At 66.5% G+C, this 21356-nt stretch carries 18 protein-coding genes; 7 read left to right on the top strand and 11 right to left on the bottom strand.

The window, feature by feature from the left end; genetic code table 11:
* Nucleotides 1-62: 62 nt before the first annotated feature.
* The 6 genes from AC5P9W_RS11230 to AC5P9W_RS11205 all read right to left on the bottom strand — a co-directional run bounded on the left by AC5P9W_RS11230 (nt 63) and on the right by AC5P9W_RS11205 (nt 8093).
* Nucleotides 63-479 (bottom strand): EF-hand domain-containing protein, encoded by a 417-nt coding sequence (locus tag AC5P9W_RS11230; protein WP_019662197.1) that lies wholly within the window; start codon nt 477-479, stop codon nt 63-65.
* Between the two features lie 232 nt (nt 480-711).
* The gene (locus tag AC5P9W_RS11225) at nt 712-1083 is read right to left on the bottom strand and encodes a hypothetical protein (RefSeq protein WP_049413267.1); all 372 of its coding nucleotides are present in this window, start codon (nt 1081-1083) and stop codon (nt 712-714) included.
* Nucleotides 1084-1293: 210 nt separating this feature from the next.
* Entirely contained in the window at nt 1294-2007 is a 714-nt protein-coding gene (locus AC5P9W_RS11220; protein ID WP_495219222.1) for a M15 family metallopeptidase, read from the bottom strand.
* The gene (locus AC5P9W_RS11215) at nt 1940-3493 is read right to left on the bottom strand and encodes a serine hydrolase domain-containing protein (RefSeq protein ID WP_197575890.1); all 1554 of its coding nucleotides are present in this window, start codon (nt 3491-3493) and stop codon (nt 1940-1942) included. Before AC5P9W_RS11215 ends, AC5P9W_RS11220 begins: the two co-directional genes overlap by 68 nt.
* Before the next feature lie 55 nt (nt 3494-3548).
* Nucleotides 3549-6572, bottom strand: coding sequence for a TonB-dependent receptor (locus AC5P9W_RS11210; protein WP_021202951.1), 3024 nt, complete (start codon nt 6570-6572; stop codon nt 3549-3551).
* Between the two features lie 51 nt (nt 6573-6623).
* Nucleotides 6624-8093: a transglutaminase-like domain-containing protein gene (locus AC5P9W_RS11205; RefSeq protein WP_495219219.1), complete on the bottom strand. Its 1470-nt coding sequence runs from the start codon at nt 8091-8093 to the stop codon at nt 6624-6626.
* A 132-nt stretch (nt 8094-8225) separates the two neighbouring features.
* On the opposite strand from AC5P9W_RS11205, the gene AC5P9W_RS11200 reads away from it, so the two are divergent.
* The 6 genes from AC5P9W_RS11200 to AC5P9W_RS11175 all read left to right on the top strand — a co-directional run bounded on the left by AC5P9W_RS11200 (nt 8226) and on the right by AC5P9W_RS11175 (nt 14472).
* Nucleotides 8226-9665 (top strand): SH3 domain-containing protein, encoded by a 1440-nt coding sequence (locus AC5P9W_RS11200; RefSeq protein WP_478436167.1) that lies wholly within the window; start codon nt 8226-8228, stop codon nt 9663-9665.
* Nucleotides 9662-10756 (top strand): dipeptide epimerase, encoded by a 1095-nt coding sequence (locus tag AC5P9W_RS11195; RefSeq protein ID WP_005415027.1) that lies wholly within the window; start codon nt 9662-9664, stop codon nt 10754-10756. The genes AC5P9W_RS11200 and AC5P9W_RS11195 overlap by 4 nt, the downstream gene beginning before the upstream one ends.
* Before the next feature lie 358 nt (nt 10757-11114).
* Nucleotides 11115-11963: a MurR/RpiR family transcriptional regulator gene (locus AC5P9W_RS11190; RefSeq protein WP_111102249.1), complete on the top strand. Its 849-nt coding sequence runs from the start codon at nt 11115-11117 to the stop codon at nt 11961-11963.
* 15 nt (nt 11964-11978) lie between these two features.
* Nucleotides 11979-12740: a L,D-transpeptidase family protein gene (locus AC5P9W_RS11185; protein ID WP_495219216.1), complete on the top strand. Its 762-nt coding sequence runs from the start codon at nt 11979-11981 to the stop codon at nt 12738-12740.
* Nucleotides 12737-14038, top strand: coding sequence for an APC family permease (locus AC5P9W_RS11180; protein ID WP_495219214.1), 1302 nt, complete (start codon nt 12737-12739; stop codon nt 14036-14038). Before AC5P9W_RS11185 ends, AC5P9W_RS11180 begins: the two co-directional genes overlap by 4 nt.
* 110 nt (nt 14039-14148) lie before the next feature.
* Nucleotides 14149-14472, top strand: coding sequence for a hypothetical protein (locus tag AC5P9W_RS11175; RefSeq protein WP_069139911.1), 324 nt, complete (start codon nt 14149-14151; stop codon nt 14470-14472).
* Nucleotides 14473-14579: 107 nt separating this feature from the next.
* Here AC5P9W_RS11175 and yiaA read toward each other — a convergent pair whose 3' ends face one another.
* Complete coding sequence (gene yiaA / locus AC5P9W_RS11170) at nt 14580-15032, bottom strand: inner membrane protein YiaA (RefSeq protein ID WP_495219212.1); 453 nt, start codon at nt 15030-15032, stop codon at nt 14580-14582.
* Nucleotides 15033-15200: 168 nt separating this feature from the next.
* Here yiaA and AC5P9W_RS11165 point away from each other — a divergent pair, with 168 nt between their 5' ends.
* A complete protein-coding gene (locus AC5P9W_RS11165; RefSeq protein ID WP_180832995.1) occupies nt 15201-16370 on the top strand; it encodes a PQQ-dependent sugar dehydrogenase in 1170 nt (389 codons plus the stop codon).
* A gap of 115 nt (nt 16371-16485) precedes the next feature.
* Here the strand turns inward: AC5P9W_RS11165 and AC5P9W_RS11160 are convergent, their stop codons facing one another.
* From AC5P9W_RS11160 to folB, 4 genes are all read right to left on the bottom strand, one after another.
* A complete protein-coding gene (locus AC5P9W_RS11160) occupies nt 16486-17043 on the bottom strand; it encodes a hypothetical protein (protein WP_180832996.1) in 558 nt (185 codons plus the stop codon).
* A gap of 128 nt (nt 17044-17171) precedes the next feature.
* A complete protein-coding gene (locus tag AC5P9W_RS11155; RefSeq protein ID WP_111098415.1) occupies nt 17172-19346 on the bottom strand; it encodes a glycoside hydrolase family 3 N-terminal domain-containing protein in 2175 nt (724 codons plus the stop codon).
* A gap of 128 nt (nt 19347-19474) precedes the next feature.
* Nucleotides 19475-20746 (bottom strand): mechanosensitive ion channel family protein, encoded by a 1272-nt coding sequence (locus tag AC5P9W_RS11150; protein ID WP_495219209.1) that lies wholly within the window; start codon nt 20744-20746, stop codon nt 19475-19477.
* Between the two features lie 91 nt (nt 20747-20837).
* Entirely contained in the window at nt 20838-21191 is a 354-nt protein-coding gene (folB, locus tag AC5P9W_RS11145; protein ID WP_005407807.1) for a dihydroneopterin aldolase, read from the bottom strand.
* Between the last annotated feature and the right edge of the window lie 165 nt (nt 21192-21356).

The raw sequence follows: 21356 nt of genomic DNA, 5'->3' as shown, positions 1-21356 counted from the left end.
GGTGACGAAAAAAACCCGGGCGGCCGAAGCCGCCCGGGTTCCCATACGCCCCGATACAGGTCTTACCTGCCCTGCGCACCCTGCGCTGCGCCGCCGGCGCCGGCCTGCTGGGCGGCCACATAGGCCTTGTACTCATCGGCGCTCAGCTCACCGTCCTTGTTGGTATCGGCCTGGTCGAACACCTGAGCCAGGCCGGCGTTCACCTGCGCCTCGGTCTTGCTGATGGTGCCGTTGCCATCGGTATCGATGCTGGCCCAGGTCTGGCCACCGCCGTTGGCCTGGGCCGAGGCCGCTGCGGCCGCATTGGTTGCCTGGTCAGCCGCCTGGCCCGCCTGTGCCGCTGCCTGCTGCGCCTGGGCGGCCTCGTTCTGTGCCTGCGCGGCCTGCTGCTTGGCCGACTGGGCCATCGCCGGGATGGCCAGCACGCTGCCGGCGGCGACGATCAGGGCGATCAGGGGCTTGCGGTTGCGAATAGTCATCAGGGGTGTCTCCTACCGATTGGGTGGTGTTGCGCGGCGTGTTGATTCCGCACGGCACCTACCCTGCCACCGCGTTTCTGAATCGATTTTGCGCCGCGACCGGCGCCCACACGCGCGATTAACCACTGGCCTCCACGCATGCTTTAGCGCGGTGGTTAGGGTGAAGTGAGTGGCTCATAAGATGCGCATTCAGCGCCTCTGCATTTAACCGGCAGGCAACGAAAAACCTGCGTCAGTCGACGGTTTTTTCCGATGACCGCGAACTGAACAACACCCATGCAAGAGCAACACCGGCGAGCGCACCGGCGATTTCCAGCACCACACGGCTGCCGAGCTCGTTGGGATCGTGGATGGTGGCCAGGAAGATGCGCGCGTACAGCGGCGATTCCAGCCGCACGATGCCCATGTAGAACAGCTTCCATGCATCGATGCCGGCGGCGATGATCACGGCGATGACGCAGGACCAGCCGATCGCATGCCCCATCGACCACCGCAGCAGGCGGCACAGCTGCGACCACAGGAGGTACACGAGCAGGCCGACCAGCAGGGCAATGGCGCCCGCTTCCAGGGTGCCGAGCAGGCCGAAGTGCAGGGGAAGGTTCATCGGGTGGGCAGGGATGAAGAGGCGGCCAGTGTAAGGGATCTGCCCCGGACCCAATCCGGCAGCCATAGTAGATCCACGCCATGCGTGGATGAATCTCCATCCAAATCGAATATCTCGACGATTGAACAAAGAGCAGCCGAGCATGGGCTCGGCCCTACAACGGACCGCGCGGGAAACTGTCAGAGACTGGGCGGTGCCCTGCCGTTACCCCTACCGTACCGGAACGTCGTACGCGGTACCGGGATCCGGTTCCGGCTGGAACGTGTAGTGCCACCACTCCTGCGGATAGTTCACGAAACCACGCCGTGCCATTGCCTGCACCAGTTGCCGCCGGTTCGCCTGCTGCGTCTCACTCAGCCCGCTCGTCTGCGTATGCGCACGTGGCCCGAAGAAGTCGAAGTCAGTGCCCATGTCCAACGGCGCACATGCACCGCTGCGGCAATCCAGCAGGCCCAGATCCACCGTGGCACCGCGGCTGTGGCCGGAGCGCTCGGCGATGTAGCCGTCAGCCAGCAGGCGTGGCTTGTCCAGATCCGGGTACTGCTGCGCCTTGCGCGAGCGCTCGCGCGGATCGTTCACCCAGGCCATGAACGCCTGCACTGAACGCACCGGCCGGTAGCAGTCGTAGAGGCGCAGGCCGAAGCCATCGGCGCGCAGGTCCTTTTCCACCTGTGCCAGTGCCTTTGCCACCGGCGCCAGCAGATAGCACGATGGCGCCTCGTAGCCGGGCACGCGCGCACCGGTGAAGTTGTTGGCACCCGCATAGCGGATATCGAGCTCGATGCGCGGCGACAAAGTGCGGATCTCCACCAGTCCGGCGCTGGCCGCGTCGGTGGCCGGTGAAACGCGCGGTGGCTCAGCGGCGCCGGTGGTCGCCGCCAGGGCAATCGCCAGTACGAGTGAAATGCAGGTCCTGGAAGTCATAGCTGAAGTCGATGTCCGGATCGATGGCGCGCAGGTCCAGTGTCGGTGCCGGGCCCTCGCCCGGCCGCAGCCACGCCTGTGCATCGTCACCCAGCGTATCCCAGCGCAGCAGCCAGCGCCCCTGCAGCTGCAGCACGGCCCCCTGCAGGCGGGGCGACTTGTCCACGCTGAAGCGCAGGCCGTCCTTGCCTGGGCACAGCGATGCGGGCCCCAGCCAGGGATCGCTGTAGCGTCCCTGCCAACGCGGCAGATCGGAAGCCGACGCCTGCCGCGCATCCGACATCGGCGGCCGCTGGTGCCCGGTTGCCGCACGAGCGGCCTGGTCCGCCTTCAGTTCGGCCAGGTATTCCATCGCCGGGCGCGCATCATTGGGGGCGGTGAAGCGTTTCAGTGCGGCCTGCATCAATGCGGTGCGCGCATCCTCGCCTTCACCGTTGATCAGCATCACCACGCCCACCTTGCGGTCAGGCAACAGCGCCAGCGACGAGTACATGCCCGACAGGGTGCCGGTGTGCGCCACCTTCCACTGCCCATCCATGTCCGACACCCGCCAGCCATAGCCGTAGCCATAGAAATGCGCGTTGTCCCAACGCCGCTGGCGTTCACCCAGCGCCATCGGCATGTGCAGGGTCCACAGCGTACGGCGCTGCTCAGCGTCCAACCAGCCAGGTGCCAGGGCGGGATCGAGCAGCACCTGCATCCAGCGCGTCATGTCGCGCAGCGAACAACGGATGCCGCCGGCCGCCATCGACGGCAGGTCCGGGCTGATCGCTCCATCCGCGTTCACTACCGCGTTGCGATCACCGCGCCAGGCATGCGGCTGCGCCACGTTGCCCACGCGCTTCACCGACCACGCCCCCACCTGGCAGCGGGTCATGCCCAGTGGTTCGAACACCTGCTCCCGCATCAGCTGGTCGTACGGCTTGCCACCCGTTGCCGCCGCCACTTCCCCGGCCACCACGTACATCAGGTTGTCGTAGGCGTAGCGGCTGCGGAAGCTGCTGACCGGTTTCAGGTGCGCCAGCCCCGCGATGATGTCCGCACGGGTGAACGCGTTCGGTTCCGGCCACAGCATCAGGTCACCGGCGCCCAGGCCCAGGCCGCTGTTGTGGATCAGCAGGTCGCGCACCTGCATCTGCTCGCCCACCCACGCATCGTGCATGCGGAAGCCCGGCAGATATTGCTGCACCGGATCCTCCCAGCGCAGCTTGCCCTGCTGCACCAGCCGCGCCAGCAGCGCGGCGGTCATCGCCTTGCTGTTGGAGGCGATCTTGAACAGCGTGTCCTGGTCGATGCGGCCGCCGTCGCCACGCGCGCCTTCGGCGTGGCGATAGACCACCTGCCCGTTGTCGACCACCGCCATGGCCAGCCCGGGCAGGTGCTCGTGCTGGACCACGGCGGCGACGTCGGCATCGAGGGAGGCGATATCGGTCGGCGAAGCGGACGGTGCGGCCAGTGCCGCCGCGACGATCAGCAGGTGGTACATGCGCGCAGCCCCTCCATTGCCCGCGCCGTCACGGTGGGCGGCGCGGATCGTGGCCTCAGAAGTTCCAGGTCACCACCAGCTGTGTATAGCGAGGGGCCTGCCAGCGCGTCCCGGTGGCGAACGTCGCTTCGCGGTACTGGCCGGGCTGCGCTTCATAGCGCTGGTGCACGTTGATGGTCTTCTGGTTGTTGAACAGGTTGTACACAGACAGCCGTGCACTGAGATCGATGCCCTCCACCGGCAAACGCCAGGTCACGTTGGCGCCCATGGTCCAGGTCCACGGCAGGCGACCGAACGCACCGCGTGGGCTGTACTCGAACTGCCGCTGGTTGTACGGGCCGGAACAGTTGGCCACGCACAGCCAGCCGGTACCACCGCCGCTACCCTCGCTGGAAGTACTGCCACCGGCGATGGAATCGTTTGGCCACATCACGCCGTAGGCAGTGATCGGGCCACCGGACTGCACCTGCAGCGTGGTACCGAACGACCATTGCTTGTTCAGCGCGTAAGCGGCACGCAGCTTGAACTGGTGGCGGAAGTCGTTGAACAGCACGCCATAGCGCTCGTTGGTGGCCGGATGGTCCCAGAACTGGACCATGCCGGTGTCGCCGTAGTTGGTATCGGAATTCACCGGGCCTTCGAAATTGCCCTCGCTCTTCGACCACAGGTAGGACGCGTTGAACATCCACTTCTCGTCCCAGGCACGGTCGATCTGGAACTCCAGTGCCTTGTAGGTGCGCTTGGGCTTGGAGTAACCGATCACCTCGCCGCTGCCGCCCTTCCGATAGCCGCTGTTGGCGGTGTCAATGGTGATCCAGCCTTCGGTGGCGCAGCCGATGCTCTTGTCGCCCCAGATCGTCAGGCTCTCGCCCGGGTTGGCGATCGGCCACAGCGTGCTGGGGGTCGGGCCGCATGGGGTGTAATTGATGCGGATGTCGTCCAGCGCACGGGTCATGCGTCGATAGGTGGCGTTGACGCCCCACGACCATGCCTGGTTGATCATGTTCTGGAAGCCCAGGATGTACTCGTCCTGGTAGACCGCCTTGAGGTCGCGATCCACACTCTGGCGCAGGTCGGCACCGCCGGTGTTCATGCGGGTGTCGGTCGGCCCGATCTGCTGGCCGACGACCGGTGCCATGTACGGTGAGCCGGTCGGCGAGGTTTTCCGCTCCCAGCCATTGAGCACGTAGTAGCTGTACTCGTCGGTCAGGCCACCTGCGAAATTCACGTTGATGTTGTTGGTGACAGGCAGGTAGTAGCGGCCGGCGTTGCCGAACAGCTTGGTGCTGCCATCACCGCGCATGTCCCACGAGAAGCCGACGCGAGGTGCGATCAGGTCATCCATCTTGATGAACGCCTTGCCGGCGGCGGTACGGTTCTCGAAACGGTCCCAGCGCACGCCCAGGTTCAGCATCAGGTTCGGGGTGATGTTCCAGATGTCTTCCACGTACAGCGCATTGGCTTCGGTCTCGAACGTGCCGCCCGACTTGCGGTTGCGCGCACGCAGCATTTCGGTAACGCCAGCCGGTACGTAGGCATTGGCACCGTCCCAGACTTCATCGCCGGGGCGCGCCACGTAGGCGGTGTAGCTCAGTTCGGTCGGGCCGGGGTAGCGGGTGGACTGCTTTGTGGTCATCAGCTCACGGTCGACACCGAAGCGCAGCAGGTGGTCACCCAGCTGCCATTCGAAGTCCAGTCGCGCCACGTCACGGGTATCGTCACGCTCGGCCACTGCCGTGCCCGTGGGGTGGCAGCCTGCGCGCAGGCCCTGCAGCTTGCCCAGGCGCGGGCCGTAGGTACTGTCGGTGAACACGGGGCTGCAGGCCTGATCCAGCGATGAATTGGTGAACGCACGCTGGTTGTTCTGGCCGACCATGGCGCGCGCGGTGAAGTTCTGTCCGAAGTGGCCGGTGTAGGTGGCCGACCAGTTGCGGCCGCCGGTCTCGGTGACCGAATCGCCGCCCCAGGCGCCGAGCTGGTCGGCGTTCCAGTTGTAACCGTACGACGCATTGGTGACATCGCCCTCATCCGAGAACGCCAGCAGCGCCAGGCTGTGGTTGTCGTTGATGTTCCAGTCCAGCTTGGTGCCCCAGAAGCCGTTGCCGGAATCGTTCTTGAACCAGGTACTGCCATCGGACGAGGTGTTGTGTCCCTTGTCGCTGCGGTCTTCGTACATCGCGAACAGGAACAGCTTGTCCTTGACGATCGGGCCGGAGCCCCACACGTTGGTCTTCAGGAAGGAGTTGTTGTCGCGGCTGCCGTAGGAATGCGGGGTGCCGTCGCGGTGGAAATGATCGCCGCCACTGGCGCGCCACGCACTGGGCTCGGCGGTGACTTCAACACCGCCCTCGAATTCGTTGCTGCCCGAACGGGTCACCGCATTGATCACGCCACCGGTGGAGCGGCCGAACTCGACCGAGTAGCCACCGGTCTTGACCTGGAACTCCTTGAAGAAGGCGAACGGCGCGGTGCTGAAGCCGCGACGGGTATACATGTCGGTGACATTCAGGCCATTGATGAAGACCGCATTCTCGGCCACCGATGAACCAGCGAATGACAGGCCGCCGAATGACGAGTTGCCGCCGACCACGCCCGGCGCCATCAGCGCGACCGCAGACAGGTCCTGCGCCACCGGCAGCCGCGAGATCTCCTGGCGGTTGATGTTGAAGGATGTCTCGGTGGAGTAGACATCCACGCGGTTGACCACGCGGGTGCCGACCACCTGCAGTGCATCGAGATTGGTGACGCCGCCGCCACTGGCCAGGTTGACCGTGGTGGTACCGCCTACTGCCACACTGACACCAATCTGATCGCCCAGCTTCTGGCCATCGCGGCTGAGCTGCAACTGGTAGTCACCTACCGGCAGCTGGCCGAGGCGGTAGCTGCCGTCGGCGCCGACGGTGACGGTACGGGTCAGACCCGTACTGTTGCTGACCACGGTCACCTGGTCGCCCGCGGTTGCACGGCCGGCAACTGCGCCGCTCACGTTCTGTGCCATCGCGATGCCGGGCAGCACTACGCCCAGACACGCCCCAAGGGCGACGCACAACGCCGCCCGCTTGATGCTGTAAGCCTTCATCCCCTGCTCTCTCCTGCAAGAATTGAATGGTGTGGAATGCGGTGTGTCGCGCTAGCGTTGCCTGGCTGGCAGTACCCGCCACTGGAAGTCGTAGCTCCATTGGTCGAAGTACAGGTTGCCGCCTGCCCACTCGGCCTCGCCGCGCTGCGAGTCGACCGTTTCCGAGCGGAAGTGCTGCTTGGCCGGCACGAAGGGCTGGCCGAAATCGTCGTTGAAGGCGATGCGGTAGCCGTCGAGGCCACCCAGGTAGAAATCGCGCAGTGCAGGCACATCGCTGGCAAGCGCGCCGGTGGTCACGTCCATCGGCAGCCAGCCATACGGCGCCAGGTAGACCTGCCCCCAGTCATGCAGGTTGTTGTAGCCGCTGCCATCGCCGGAGAACACCATGCCCGACTGCCAGCGCGCGGGAATGCCGTTCATGCGCAGCAGCGCGATCAGCAGCAGGGTCTGTTGGCCGCAGTCGGCATGGCCGGCATGCAGCGCGTAATCGCTGATGTTGCTGAGCGTGGAGTATTCGCGCGCACCGGCCCAGGGAATGCGATCCACGGCAGCAAACAGCTTGCGCAGCACTTCATACGGACGTGTCTCGCCCTGCAGTACCTGGTCGGAGAACAGCTTCAGCGCGGGAGTGAAACGCACATGCGGCAGCTGCTCGGCCAGATAGGGCTTCAGTGCCGGGTCGGTCGGAGTCAGCTGTACCTTGGCCGGGTCGATCGCGGTATGCCGGGCGAGGATCGTGACCGCGTAGCGGATCTCGAAGCGCGTCGGCTGCCCAGCCACTGCCTTGGCTTCCAGGTAGGCGGTGCGCTGCAGGGTACTGGCCGGTGCCACCCACGCCTTGCCCGGGGTGCTGCCCAGCCACTGCACCTGTTCCTGCTGCCCGGGGATTTCGCGCGGGTACGGAATCCAGGCCCGTACAGTTTCGCCGGCCGGGACGGCGTCGGCCTTTACCGTGAGCGACTGGGTGAATTCGTAGCGCTGCGGCAGTACCGACGCCTGGCCACTCTGTTCGGCCGCGGCAACCACGCCTGCGTGGTGGGCGTTGAGCACTTCGTTGGGGCCCGGAGGCGGCATCGGTGCATCCGTGCGGCGGCGCGCGCGTGCTTCGTCGCTGAGCAGGAACAGGTTCGAGGGTGCGCGCTTGAAGTACCAACGCTCGCCATCGATATCGAGATGCTCGATCAGGCCGAGTTGGTCCCAGCGCGCAAGTTCCTCGTCGGTCAGATCGGGAATCCAGCGGCGCACGGCCGCCTTGGCCGCGGCCTCGTCGAGGGAAAAATCCAGGCGGATGCGGCGCATGCGCTCGCGCTGGAAGGTCCCCTCGGTGGTATCGCCTGCCGTTGCCAGCAGCGCTTCGGCATCGCTGAAGCGACCGCTGTCGATCAGGTCGATCACCTGCGTGTGGCGCGCCCGCTGCTGGCTGCTATGCCCATCCGTCGCCTGCGTGGCCGACACCCACAGCAGCAGCACGGCACACAGGCCGGCGGCAGGCAGACGCGGTTTGCGAACGGCAGGATCCACAGCGACACTTCCCCAGCGCGGGTGGTAATGGCTGTGTAACACGGGCCGGGATGCCGGTCAATAATTTATTCTTGCTTTCCATGCCGAAAGGAATAAATATTCCAACAAGCATTCGAGGAGGGTGTGCACCGCATGATCCTGGCTTCCCGCGAACGGCACCGGCATTGGCCGCGCCGCTTGACCCTGGCCCTGTGCCTGCTGGCGGCGCCCGCCTTTGCACAGACCGCGCCGGCACCCGATCCCGGCGCACCGCTGCCCTATGTGATCGGCCTGCACGAGGCCTATCTGACCCCGCAGTACTGGGCCGCGCGCCTGGACAACGCCGATGCGCCGATTCTGGATCGCGCGCAGATCGAAGCACAGAACGCGCGGATGCGGGCGCAGGACAGCCACATCCAGGACATCGCCGCACTGCCCGCCCAGCTTGATGCGGCGACGGTTCGCGCCAGCATCACCGCGCTGTCGAGCTGGCCCACCCGCGCCCTCTACAACGACAAGGGCCAGGCGATCGCACACGCGCTGCGCAGCGCGATCGAAGCCAACCTCGGACTCGATGCGATTCCCGTCCAGGTGGCACCGGCCTACGGGCTGGTGGTGAAGCGCGCGGCACTGCGTACCTTCCCCACCCGCGAGCGGGTCTTCAGCACTGCCGGTGACACCGACATCGACCGCTTCCAGGAATCGGCACTGTTCCCCGGCGACAAGGTGGCCGTGGTCCATCGCAGTACCGATGGCCATTGGCTGTTCGTGCACAGCGAGCGCTACAGCGCGTGGATCGAAGCCGACGCCATCGCCGGCGGCGACAAGGCCACGGTGCTAGGTTATGGCGCGAAGGGACCGTACCGGATCGTCACCGGCGCCACCGCACAGACCGCCTATACCCCGGAGGAGCCGCGCGTGTCGCGCCTGCAGCTGGACATGGGTATACGCCTGCCGGTGCTGGCCGACTGGCCCGCCGCCGAACCGGTGAACGGCCAGCAGGCCCACGCCTCGTGGGTGGTGCAGTTGCCGGTGCGCGAAGCCGATGGCCGCCTGAAGCTGGTACCAGCGCTGCTGCCGCGCTCGCAGGACACCGCCGCCGACTACCTGCCAATGACCCCGCGCCTGCTGCTGCAGCAGGCCTTCAAGTTCCTCGGCGAGCGCTACGGTTGGGGCCACGACTACGACACGCGCGACTGCAGCGGTTTCGTTTCCGAGATCTACCGCAGCTTCGGCGTGCTGCTGCCGCGCAATACCAGTGCACAGGCGGTCAGCCCGGCACTGGATCGCCTGCCGTTCACCGACAAGGTCGGCAAGGCACTGCGCGACCGTGCCGTCACCGACCTGAAGGTCGGCGATCTGGTCTACATCCCCGGCCACGTAATGATGGCCATCGGCCACGTCGACGGCCGCACCTGGGTGATCCACGATACGGCGGGCGGCAGCTGGTTCGGTGCCGACGGCACGCGCGTGCAGGCCCATCTCAATGGTGTTTCGGTCACGCCGCTGGAGCCGATGATGGCCAGCGACACCGTCCGCTACATCGACCGCATCACCAACATCCAGCGCCTGCGGGCCAAGACTCCCGAATGAAGATCACCGCCATCGAACTGGGCATGCTGCGCGTGCCGTTGAAGACACCGTTCAAGACCGCGCTGCGCACGGTGGAAACCGTGGAAGACGTGGTGGTGCTGATCCGCACCGACAGCGGCAACACCGGCTATGGTGAAGCCCCGGCCACCGCCGTGATCACCGGCGATACGCACGGCTCGATCATCGAAGCGATCCGCCACTTCATCGCCCCGCGCCTGATCGGCCAGGACGTGGTCAACCTCAACCACCTGTGCACGCTGGTGCAGACCGCGATGGAGCGCAACACCAGCGCCAAGGCCGCGGTGGAGATCGCGCTGTACGACCTGTGGGCGCAGCTGCACGGTGCGCCGTTGTACCAGATGCTCGGCGGCGGCGACCCGGTGATCACCACTGACATCACCATCAGCGTGGACTACATCGACAAGATGGTGGCCGATTCGTTGTCGGCGATCGAACGCGGCTTCGAGTCGTTGAAGATCAAGGTCGGCAAGGACATCGGGCTGGACATCGAACGGGTCAAGGCGATCCATGCCGCCGTGGAAGGCCGCGCCCTGCTGCGCCTGGATGCCAACCAGGGCTGGACCGCCAAGCAGGCGGTGCATGCGATGCGCACGCTGGAGGAAGCCGGCGTGGTACTGGAGCTGCTGGAGCAGCCGGTGAAGGCCGCGGACATCAGTGGCCTGAAGTACGTCACCGACCGCGTCAACACGCCGGTGATGGCCGACGAAAGCGTGTTCAGCCCCAGCCAGGTGATGGACCTGATCCAGCAGCGCGCAGCCGACATCATCAACATCAAGCTGATGAAGACCGGCGGCCTGTCCAACGCTATCCGCATCGCCGACATCGCCGGCATCTACGGCGTGCCGTGCATGATCGGCTGCATGATCGAGTCGAGCATCAGCGTGGCCGCAGCCGTGCACCTGGCCGTGGCCAAGAGTGATGTGATCACCAAGGTTGACCTCGACGGTCCCTCGCTGGGCCAGTTCGACCCGGTCAGCGGCGGCGTGCATTTCAACGAATCGGAGATCAGCATCAGCGACGTGCCGGGGTTGGGCATCACCGAAGTGCGTGGGCTGGAGATGCTGGGGTGATTTCTGCCTTGCGGCTGACGTTGCGTGCCACTGACGTTGGGTCGCGCGTTACTTTTCTTTTCGCGAAAAGAAAAGTAACCAAAAGAAACGCTCCGCCGGCCGCTAGCCGGTGCTACGCACCGGTTCCCTGCGCTCCTCGGCCCGTCGAGGGACGGCGCGGGAACTCGCTACGCTCAGACACCCGCGCCTCTTCGCCCTCGGCGGACCTGCGGTGCCCGGCTCGCTTGAAGGCGGACTCAACGTCAAAAGCAACAACTGCGCTCCGTAACCTCTTCGAGGCTGGAACCCGCTCGACCCATTCCATGACACGCTCTACGCTGCCAGCCGCAACGTGCCCACACATGCCCGGACACCCCGCATGCCGCCCCTGCTGAAGATCCGCACCGAGCGCGGGCAGATGTCGGCCATCGAGCGCCGCATCGCCGACTTCATCCTCGACAACGCCCACCTGCTGCGCGACTACTCGTCACAGCAGCTGGCCAGTGCGCTCGGCATCAGCCAGTCCAGCGTGGTGAAGTTCAGCCAGAAGCTCGGCTTCAAGGGCTACCCGGACCTGAAGTACTCCATCGGCCAGGACGTCGCCCGCGCCGGTGCCGATCCGCAGCAGGCGCCCGACGAACCCGAAAGCGGCGATGACTACCTGCGCCTGGGCGAGGCGCTGCGCCGCAGCAAGGCGCAGGCCGAGGAGGAAACACGCCAGGCCAATCCACGCGCGGAGATCGAGCGCATCGTGCAGCTGCTCGACGGTGCGCCCAAGCTGTTCGTGTACGGCCTGGGTGACGACGGCCTGTTCGCGCGCGAGTTCGCCATGCGGCTGTCGCTGCTCGGGCTGCTGGTGGTACCCCATACCGACCCGATCCTGATGCTGGCCAACCTGTCGGCCGCGCGCCCGGGCGATGCGCTGCTGGTGTTCTCCGAATTCGGCAACCTGCCGCAGCTATCGCAGCTGTCGCGCCAGTTCCAGGACATGGGTGGCAAGATGATTTCCATCACCCGCCATACCGCCAACCCGCTGCGCGCGCATGCTGACGCAGCGCTGGTGGTGTGCGCGCACGATCGCACGCCGCAGGTCGCGCAGCTGCTGTACCGTAGCGCCATGCACGCCCTGCTCGATTTCCTGTTCGTGCTGCTCTGCCACACCAATCCGGACCGCCAGCAGCAGCTTGCGGTGAACCTGGAGCGGATCGACCACCTGCTGGATTCCTGACCGGAGCACCTGTTGATGAAATCACTGGTCCGTCTCGCTACCGCTGCACTGCTGCTTGCTACGGCGGTGTCCGTCCACGCCGCGCCGCTGGATGGTGCGCGCCAGCTGATCGTGGTTACCAGCGATGGCTGGGACAGCACCGAGGGCCAGCTGCAGGCCTATGTGCGCGATGGCAAGGGCTGGCACGCGCATGGACAGGCGTTCCCGGTGGCGCTCGGCCGCACTGGCAGTGCCTGGGGCCTGGGCCTGCACCCGGCGCAGGCCGACGGCCCGCAGAAGCAGGAAGGCGATGGCCGCAGCCCTGCGGGCGTGTTCGCGCTCGGCAGTGCGTTCGGCTATGCCGTCACCCGCCCGGGTACCGCCATGCCCTACCAGCCGATGCTGGACAGCAGCTACTGCATGGACGTACCCGGTTCACCGTTCTACAACCGCATCGTTGATGAAAAGAAGGTCGGCAATGCAGCGGTCAAGGGCTCCACCGAGCCGATGCGGCTGGATCTGCACAACAAGGGCGACGTGCGCTACCGGGAGGGCTTCGTGATCGCCCACAACCCGGACAACCAGCCCGGCAAGGGCAGCTGCATCTTCGCCCATCTGTGGCGCCAGCCCGGCGAGGCCACCGCCGGCTGCACGGCCATGCCGCAGGAACGCATGCAGGCACTGCTGGACTGGCTGCGGCCGCAGGACGCGCCGCGTTTCGTGCTGCTGCCGCGCGCCGAGTACAGGCGACTGCAGGCGCAATGGGAGCTGCCTTCATTGAATGGAGACGGCCATTGAGCGCACAGGACGAACCGCAGCTGCAACGCGCGGTCAGCCGCTGGCAGATCGTCGGCCTGTCGATCAACGATGTGATCGGCAGCGGCATCTACCTGCTGCCGGCCGCCACCGTCGCCCTGCTCGGCCCCTTCAGCCTGTGGGGCGTGGTCGCCGCCGGCATCGTCGTGGCCTTGCTGGTGCTGTGCTACGCGCAGGCCGCCAGCTACTTCGATGAACCCGGCGGCAGCTACCTGTATGCACGCGAGGCGTTCGGGCGCTTCGCCGGTTTCGAGATCGGCTGGATGATCTGGCTGACCCGCATCAGCTCGGCGGCCGCACTCAGCAACGCGCTGGCCGATGCCGTCGCGCGTTTCTGGCCGTGGGCCGGTGCCGGCATGGGGCGCATCGCGGTGATCGTGGTGTCGCTGGGCTTCCTGACCGGCGTCAACATCATCGGCGTGCGCTCGGCCGCGCGTACCGGCGTGGTGCTGGTGATCGGCAAGATGCTGCCGCTGCTGCTGTTCGTGGCCATCGGTGCGTTCTACATCGACCCACAGCTGGCCTTCTCCGGCCAGCATCCGGACCCGCATGACCTGCAGCGCATGGGCGAGGCCGCCTTGCTGCTGCTGTACGCCTATGCCGGCTTCGAGAACATCCCGGCCGCCGCCGGCGAGTACCGCAATCCGCGTCGCGATATTCCGTTCGCGCTGATCACCATGATCATCACCGTCACCGTCATCTACGGCGCGGTGCAGGTGGTGGCACAGGGCACGCTGGCCGGCCTGGCCAGCTCGGCCACGCCGCTGGCCGATGCCGCTGCCGGCTTCGGCGGCGAAGCACTGGCGCTGATCCTGACGGTCGGCGCCACCATCTCCATCCTCGGCACCAACAGCAACACGATGATGATGGGCCCGCGCTTCCTGTTCGCACTGGCCCGCGATGGCTATGGGCCGAAGATCCTGGCGCGGGTGCATCCGCGCTTCCACACGCCGGCCGCGTCGATCCTGTGCCAAGGCCTGATCGCGCTGGGCCTGGCCCTGTCCGGTTCGTTCGTGCAGCTGGCCCTGCTGTCGATGACCACGCGCCTGTTCGCCTACATCGGAACGGCCGCTGCGGTACTGGTACTGGCCAAGCGCTACGCCGACCGCCCGGGCGCGTTGAAGCTGCCCGGTGGGCCGTTGATTCCGGTGCTGGCGCTGCTGCTGTGCCTGGCCCTGTTCGCCAGTGCCAGCTGGCAGAACATCGCTGCTGCGCTGGTGGCGTTCGCCATCGGCGCGGTGATCTACAAGCTGCCGCGCAAGGATTCCGACGCCGGATGACCGGTAGCGCCGGGCCATGCCCGGCGGATTGATCTGGTTATCACGCTGCCGGACCGGGCCGTTAACCGCCAAGCAGGCACGATCAGGCTTCCTCCACAACGGAGCCTTCCATGACCGAGTACCAGATTCCCGGCCGCGTACCGGACGACAGCACGCCGCGCGACGCGGTCAGCAACTACTGGCGCGAACGCTACACGGCCGAGCCGTACTACGACGACCAGTTGTTCTTCGAGGACTACGAGCCTGCCTACCGCATCGGCCACGCCGCGCGTGCGCAGGACATGATCCGCGCCTACGAGCAGGTCGAAGCCGAGCTGGAATCGCGCTGGGCCAATGAACGTGGCCGCAGCCGGCTGGAATGGGCGCAGGCACGCAATGCCGTGCGCCGTGGCTGGGACGAAGCGCACCTGGCGGACCCGCTGTTGAAGCGATAGCGCCATGCTTCTGTAGAGCCGGGCCTACGCTCGGCTCTCGCACCACGTCTGTAACGTCGAGCCATGCTCGACTGAGCCGAGCATGGCTCGGCTCTACACCGGATCGATCACTCCTGTTCCGGCAGCGACGGCACGATCGCGCCGTGCTTGCTCCCGCCACCACCGGCGGCGATCAGGTCGCGGGTGTTCTTCTGCACGGCCACCGCGCCGAACAGCGACAGTGCATACGCCATGCCGTAGAAGCCCTTCTCGCTCGGTGCCAGCGTGGCATTCCACAGGCCAACCAGCAGCAGCATCAGCGCCGACAGCAACGCGAACCAGCACAGCGCGTAGTACAGGCCACTCACCGCAATGCCTTCGACGCGGTCGCGCACGCTCTTCTGCAGCGACACCGCCGCGAACAGGCCGAACAGCAGCAGGGTCAGGTAGTAGCCCTTTTCGTTGAGCGCCATCGTGGCGTTGAACAGACCGATCAGGTAGGCCGCCGCACCCAGCAGCAGGGCCACCCATGAGGCGGCGATGAAGGCGGTGGAGGGCTTGTGGGGCATGGCAGTGTTCATTGCAGGTCCTTGGCAGGCAGACGGGCACGCTTTGCCCGGGCGTACCCACCCTAGACGATCCCGCCGCGCTCGCACAGGGGTCGCAGGACCTTCGGGCCACGACGCTCACGGCGCCAGTGGTATACAAGGGACAGCCCGGCCATCCGCATCCCCGCACTGGAGATACCCATGACCCGCACGCCCCTGCTGCTCGCCCTCGGCCTGGTGCCGATCCTTGCCACCTCCGCCTGCAATGCCGCCGACCCGGCCGCCAACGGCGCCCAGACCGCAGCGCCCGCAGCCTCCACCACTGCCGACCAGCGCCCGTTCACTGCCACCGAAATCAGCCGGTTCGACCAGCCCTGGGCGATGACCTTCCTGCCCGACGGCAGCCTGCTGGTCACCGAAAAGCGCGGCAAGCTGCAGCACCTGGATCCGGCCAGCGGCCAGAAGCATGAGATCACCGGCGTTCCGAAGGTCGCTTACGGCGGCCAGGGCGGCTTCGGTGACGTGATCCTGCACCCGCAATTCGCGAGTAATCACGTGATCTACCTCAGCTACGCCGAGGAAGGCACGCTGGACACCCGCGGTGCTGCCGTGGCCCGGGCCACGCTGCCACTGGATGCCAACGGCGGTGGCCAGCTGAAGGACCTGAAGGTGATCTGGCGGCAGAGCCCCAAGGTCAGCGGCGAGGGCCACTACGGGCATCGCCTCGCGTTCGGCCCCGACGGCAAGCTGTGGATCAGCTCCAGCGAGCGGCAAAAGTTCGATCCGGCCCAGGACATGGGCGGCAACCTCGGCAAGATCATCCGTCTCAACGACGATGGCAGCCTGCCCGCCGACAACCCGTTCGCCTCACAGGGCGGCGTTGCCGCGCAGGTGTGGTCGCTGGGCCACCGCAACATTCTGGGCATGGCCTTCGACGCGAACGGCAAGCTGTGGGCACACGAGATGGGCCCGGCCGGCGGCGACGAACTGAACCTGATCGTGCGCGGCGCCAACTACGGCTACCCGATCGTTTCCAATGGTGACCATTACGACGGCCGGCCGATTCCCGACCACGACACGCGCCCGGAATTCGCCGCGCCGAAGGTGACCTGGACGCCGGTGATCTCGCCGGCCGGCTTCGTGATCTACAGCGGCAACCTGTTCCCGCAGTGGAAGGGCAGCGGCTTCATCGGTGGGCTGTCGTCGACCTCGCTGGTGCGCGTGGCCTTTGATGGTGACAGCGCGCGCGAAGCCGAACGCTTCAACATGGGCGAGCGCATCCGCGAAGTGGAACAGGGCCCGGATGGCGCCCTGTGGCTGCTGGAAGACGGCAGCAAGGCGCGCCTGCTGAAGCTCACACCGAAGACCTGATGCCCCGGTAGTGCCGGCCGCTGGCCGGCACCTGGATCCTTCCGGCATCCGGCGGGTGCCGGCCAGCGGCCGGCACTACCCTGCCAAACGGCCCCGCACGCGGGGCCGTCTGCGTTCATTGGATGGTGATGACCTTCACCTCGGTCTTCGTGCAGGCCTGGTCCAGGCACTGCCCGTTCAACCACACCTGGCCGCTGCCGATCATCACGCCCTGCTGGTTGACGAACACCTTGCCGAAGTCCTGCTCGGACACCGCCTTGACCACCTCCGGGGTGATGATCTTCTCGTAGTTGCGCTGGAACTCTCCGGGGCCGGAGATCTTCTTTCCGCCGCTGATGTTCAACGGGAATCGCACTTCCTCGACCACCGCAGCGCGATCCCCGCCAACCACGGCGGTCTTGAACGCATTGAAGACCTTCTCGAACTGCGCGGCATCGCCAAGCAGCGACTCGATGCGCGCACGCGCATCCTCGGCGGGCGCCTCGGCTGCCGGTGCGGGCGGTGCTAAGTCGGCGGGTCCAGCAGCCGGCGCTGTCGGTTCAGCGGCAGGCGTCGCTGCCGCGCTGGCCTCCATCGGCGGCGGCGCATCCGCCGCAGGCTCGGCCGGCGGTGCCGCCGGCTGCGAACAGGCGGCCAGCATCAGGGCGGGAATCAGGTAGGCCATCCGGCGCATGCGCGCACTCCATCGAAACAGGAGGCCCGATGGTAGCGCCGCCACAGTGACGGCAACAAAAAGGGGACGGAGGGGATCAAGTCGTTTGTGCCACTAACGACTTAATCCCCTCCGTCCCCTTTTTCTGATCAGGCCTTCAGCAGTTCGAACTGCACCGCTTCGCCAGCCGCCGAGGACGCGCACACCCACAGGTCGAACAGGCCCGGCTCGGCACGCAGCACGCCGTCGCGGCCGGTAAACGCCAGCTGCTCGCGGGTCAGGGTGAACACCACGTCGGTCGACTCGCCCGGCTGCAGTGCCACCTTGCGGAAGTCCTTCAGTTCGCGCACCGGACGCACGCGGCTGGCCACACGGTCGTGGATGTACAGCTGCACGACTTCCTCGCCAGCAACGCTGCCGGTGTTGGTCAGCGTGGTGGTGATGGTCAGGGTGTCGTCCCAGCCGAGCTGTGCAGTGCTCAGCTGCGGCACGCCGTAGGCGAAGGTGGTGTAGCCGATGCCATGGCCGAACGGGTACAGCGGTTCGTTCGGAATCTCGCGCCAGCGGGCCTTGAACTCCGACATCGTTGGCAGTTCCGGGCGACCGGTGCGCGGGTGGTTGTAGAAGTACGGCTGCTGGCCGGACACCTGCGGGAAGCTGACCGGCAGGCGGCCGGACGGGCTGTAGTCGCCGAACAGCACATCGGCCACGGCATGGCCGGTCTGCGTGCCCAGGTACCAGGTCACCGCCACAGCCTGTGCATTGCGCACCGCGCCCTGCAGCGCCAGCGCGCGACCATTGCGCAGCAGCACCACCAGCGGCTTGCCGGTCATCGCCACGGCCTCGGCCAGCGCCTGCTGTGCCGGCGGCAGGGTGATCTCCACGCGCGACTGTGCTTCGCCGCTGTAGCGCTGCGGTTCGCCCAGCGCCAACACCACCACATCGGCGCGCAGCGCGGCAGCCACCGCCGCTTCGGTACCGCCCGGAATGGCCGCTTCCAGTTCGCAGCCCGGCACGATTTCCAGCATCGCTTCGTCGCCGATGGCGGCACGCACGCCGGTCTCCAGGTCCACGTAACGCTGCTTGTCGCCGAACAGCGTCCAGCAGCCTTCGATGTTCTCGCGGTCCTGCACGAACGGGCCGATCAGCGCGATCTTCTGCCCGGTCTTCTGCAACGGCAGCACGTTGTCGCGGTTGTTCAGCAGCACGATCGAACGCCGCGCGGCGTCGCGCGACAGTTCGTCATGCGCGTCGAGGTACGAGGTATCGGCTTCGCGTGCCGGGTCAAGCGAACGGTACGGGTCGTCGAACAGGCCGATGGTTTCCTTCAGCCACAGGATGCGCCGCACGCCCTCATCCAGCACCGCCATGGGCACCTCGCCGCTCTCGACCAGGCCCGGCAGGTGCTCGGCGTAGAAGCCGCTCTGCATGCTCAGGTCCAGGCCGGCGGTGAACGCCTTGGCGGTGGCATCGCGATCGTCGGCGGCATAGCCGTGGGCGACCAGCTCCATGTCGGCGGTGTAGTCGGAGATCACCACGCCCGGGAACTTCCATTCGCCGCGCAGGATGTCGGTCAGCAGTTCAGCGTTGGCACTGGCCGGCACACCGTTGATGTCATTGAACGAGGACATCACGGTGATCGCGCCGGCGTCGAAGGCGGCCTTGAACGGTGGCAGGTGCACGTCGCGCAGGGTCTGCGGCGAGATGTCCACCATGTTGTATTCCATGCCGGCCATCACCGCGCCGTAGGCGGCGAAGTGCTTCGGCGTGGCCAGCAGCGAATCGGCGGCGCGCAGGTCGCTGCCCTGGAAGCCGCGCACGCGGGCGGCGGCGAACGCACAGCCCAGCACCACGTCCTCACCGGCCCCTTCGGCGCCACGGCCCCAGCGCTGGTCACGGGCGATATCCACGGCCGGGGCGTAGGTCCAGTGCAGGCCAGCGGCCGTGGCCTCGATGGCGGTGGCGCGCGCGGTGCGCTCGGCCAGGTCCGGCTCGAAGCTGGCGGCCTCGCCCAGCGGAATCGGGAACACGGTGCGCATGCCGTGGATGACGTCGGCGGCCAGGATCACCGGGATGCCCAGGCGGCTCTCCTCGGTGGCGACCTGCTGGATGCGACGGCCCAGCTCGGCGCCCACGCCATTGAACAGCGAGCCGACCTTGCCCTCGCGCACCTGCTGCAGCACCTGGTCGGCATTGCGCACGTTGGCTTCCGGGTTCACGTCCGGGGCGAACGGGCGGACCATGTCCGCGAAGACACCCAGCTGGCCGACCTTTTCCTCGACGGTCATCTGGGCAATGAGGGATTCGATGCGTTCGGAGGCCACCGGCAGTCCTTGATGAAAACGTTTACAAGCCCGGCATTCTAGCGATCCCGAGCCATTTGGCGAGAGGTTTCTTCATTCAGTTTCAGCCACCAGCGGGGTCCGTATGGCTCCGCCGGGGCCACCGCAGCTTACTCCGAGCCGGCCAACTGGCGCTGCCCGGCCATCAACATGGCGTCGCTGGACGCCTGGAACACGCGCAGCCCGAAGGCTGGCAGGATCGCCAGCAGGTGGTCGAAGATGTCCGACTGCACGGCCTCGTACTCGCCCCAGGCGGTGCTGCGGGTGAAGCAGTACAGCTCCAGCGGCAGGCCCTCGGTGGTCGGCTGCAGCTGCCGCACCAGCAGGGTCATGTCGGTATGGATGCCCGGATGGCTGCGCAGGTAGCGCTCCACATACGCGCGGAACGTGCCCAGGTTGGTCACCCGGCGGCTGTTGACCTCGGCCATGCCCTGCTCGCGCAGGCGCCCGTTCCACTGCCCCAGTTCCTGTTCCTTCTCCTGCAGGTAGTCGCGCAGCAGCGCGAACTGGCCGAGGAAGGCCAGGTCGCCCTCGTCCAGGAAGCCGACGCTGTGCTGGTCCAGGTACAGCGCGCGCTTGATCCGGCGGCCACCGGCTTCCTGCATGCCGCGCCAGTTCTTGAACGACTCGGTCACCAGCTTCTTGGTCGGGATGGTGGTGATGGTCTTGTCGAAGTTCTGTACGGTGATGGTGTGCAGCGCGATGTCGATGACGTCGCCGTCGGCGTTCTGGCTGGGCATCTCGATCCAGTCGCCGATGCGCACCCGGCCATCGCCGCTGATCTGCACGCTGGCCACCAGCGACAGGATGGTGTCCTGGAAGATCAGCATCAGCACCGCCGTGGCCGCGCCCAGGCCGGTGACCAGATAGCGCAGGTCGACGCCCGCCAGGGTGGCAACGATCGACAGGCCGGCGATCACGAAGAGGACGATCTTGGCGACCTGCAGGTAGCCCTTGATCGGCTTGTTGCGTGCATCGGGGCGGCGCTCGTACAAATCGTTGGCCGCATCCAGCGCATGCGAGATGGCCAGCACCACGGTCAGGATCGCCCACGCCTGGCAGGCGCCGATGATGAAGCTGACCAGGCCCGGCGGCAGGTCCGGCACGATGCGGATGCCCGAGGCGATCACCTGGCTGGGCACCACGTTGGACAAGCGCGAGATCACCCGCATCAGGTGGCTGCCGCGGCCGGTGTCAGCGCCGGGGAGGCGGCTGAGCAGGCGCCGCAGGCCACGCAGCAGGATGCGCTTGGTCACCCAGTTGGCCAGGCCGGCCGCGATCAGCAGCGCCGAGATCATCAACGCCAGGTAGGCGCCGGGATAGGGTTCCAGTGTGTTCTGCAGCCGTTCCAGCCACTGTACCGCCACCACCGCATCCACCATCAGTTGTCTCCTGTCTGTTTCGTTGTTGCCAAGGTTGCTGGCCAGCGGCCGGCACTACCGGGGTTGTCGGCCAACGGCCGGCACGACCGGGTCAGTCCCGCGTGCGTTCGATGATCACGCCCACCGCACGCGCGCCGCGCACTGCGCCCGGCTTGCTCAGCTTTAGGCGCAGCCACTTCACGTCGAATTCGTCCAGCACGATCTGCGCGCAGCGCTCGGCCAGCGTCTCGACCAGGCCGAACTCCGACTCGCGCACGAACTGTTCCAGGCGCTTGCTCACCGCCTTGTAGTTCAGGGTGTGGGCGATGTCATCGGTGGCTGCGGGGCGACGGTTGTCGAAACCCATTTCCAGGTCGAACACCAGGTCCTGGCGGATCCGTCGTTCCCAATCGTAGATACCGATCAGGGCGTCGATCGTCAGCCCTTCGATGAAAACCTTGTCCATTGCGCTTACCGGCACGAATACAGGCGGCCATGGTAACGGCACGGCGGTGAGCCTGCCCGGAACGGGCGGTGGGCCACCGGCGTGGGGCGGCCCGGAAAAAACAAAGGGCCCTGCTAGCGGGGCCCTTTGGTACTACCGTTTGTCCCCAGGGGGAGCTGGAATCCA

The sequence above is a fragment of the Stenotrophomonas sp. YJH_SMC_33 genome (assembly GCF_059372295.1).
Note: the sequence above shows the minus strand (reverse complement) of the source record. Positions and strands in the feature narration are given on the sequence as shown.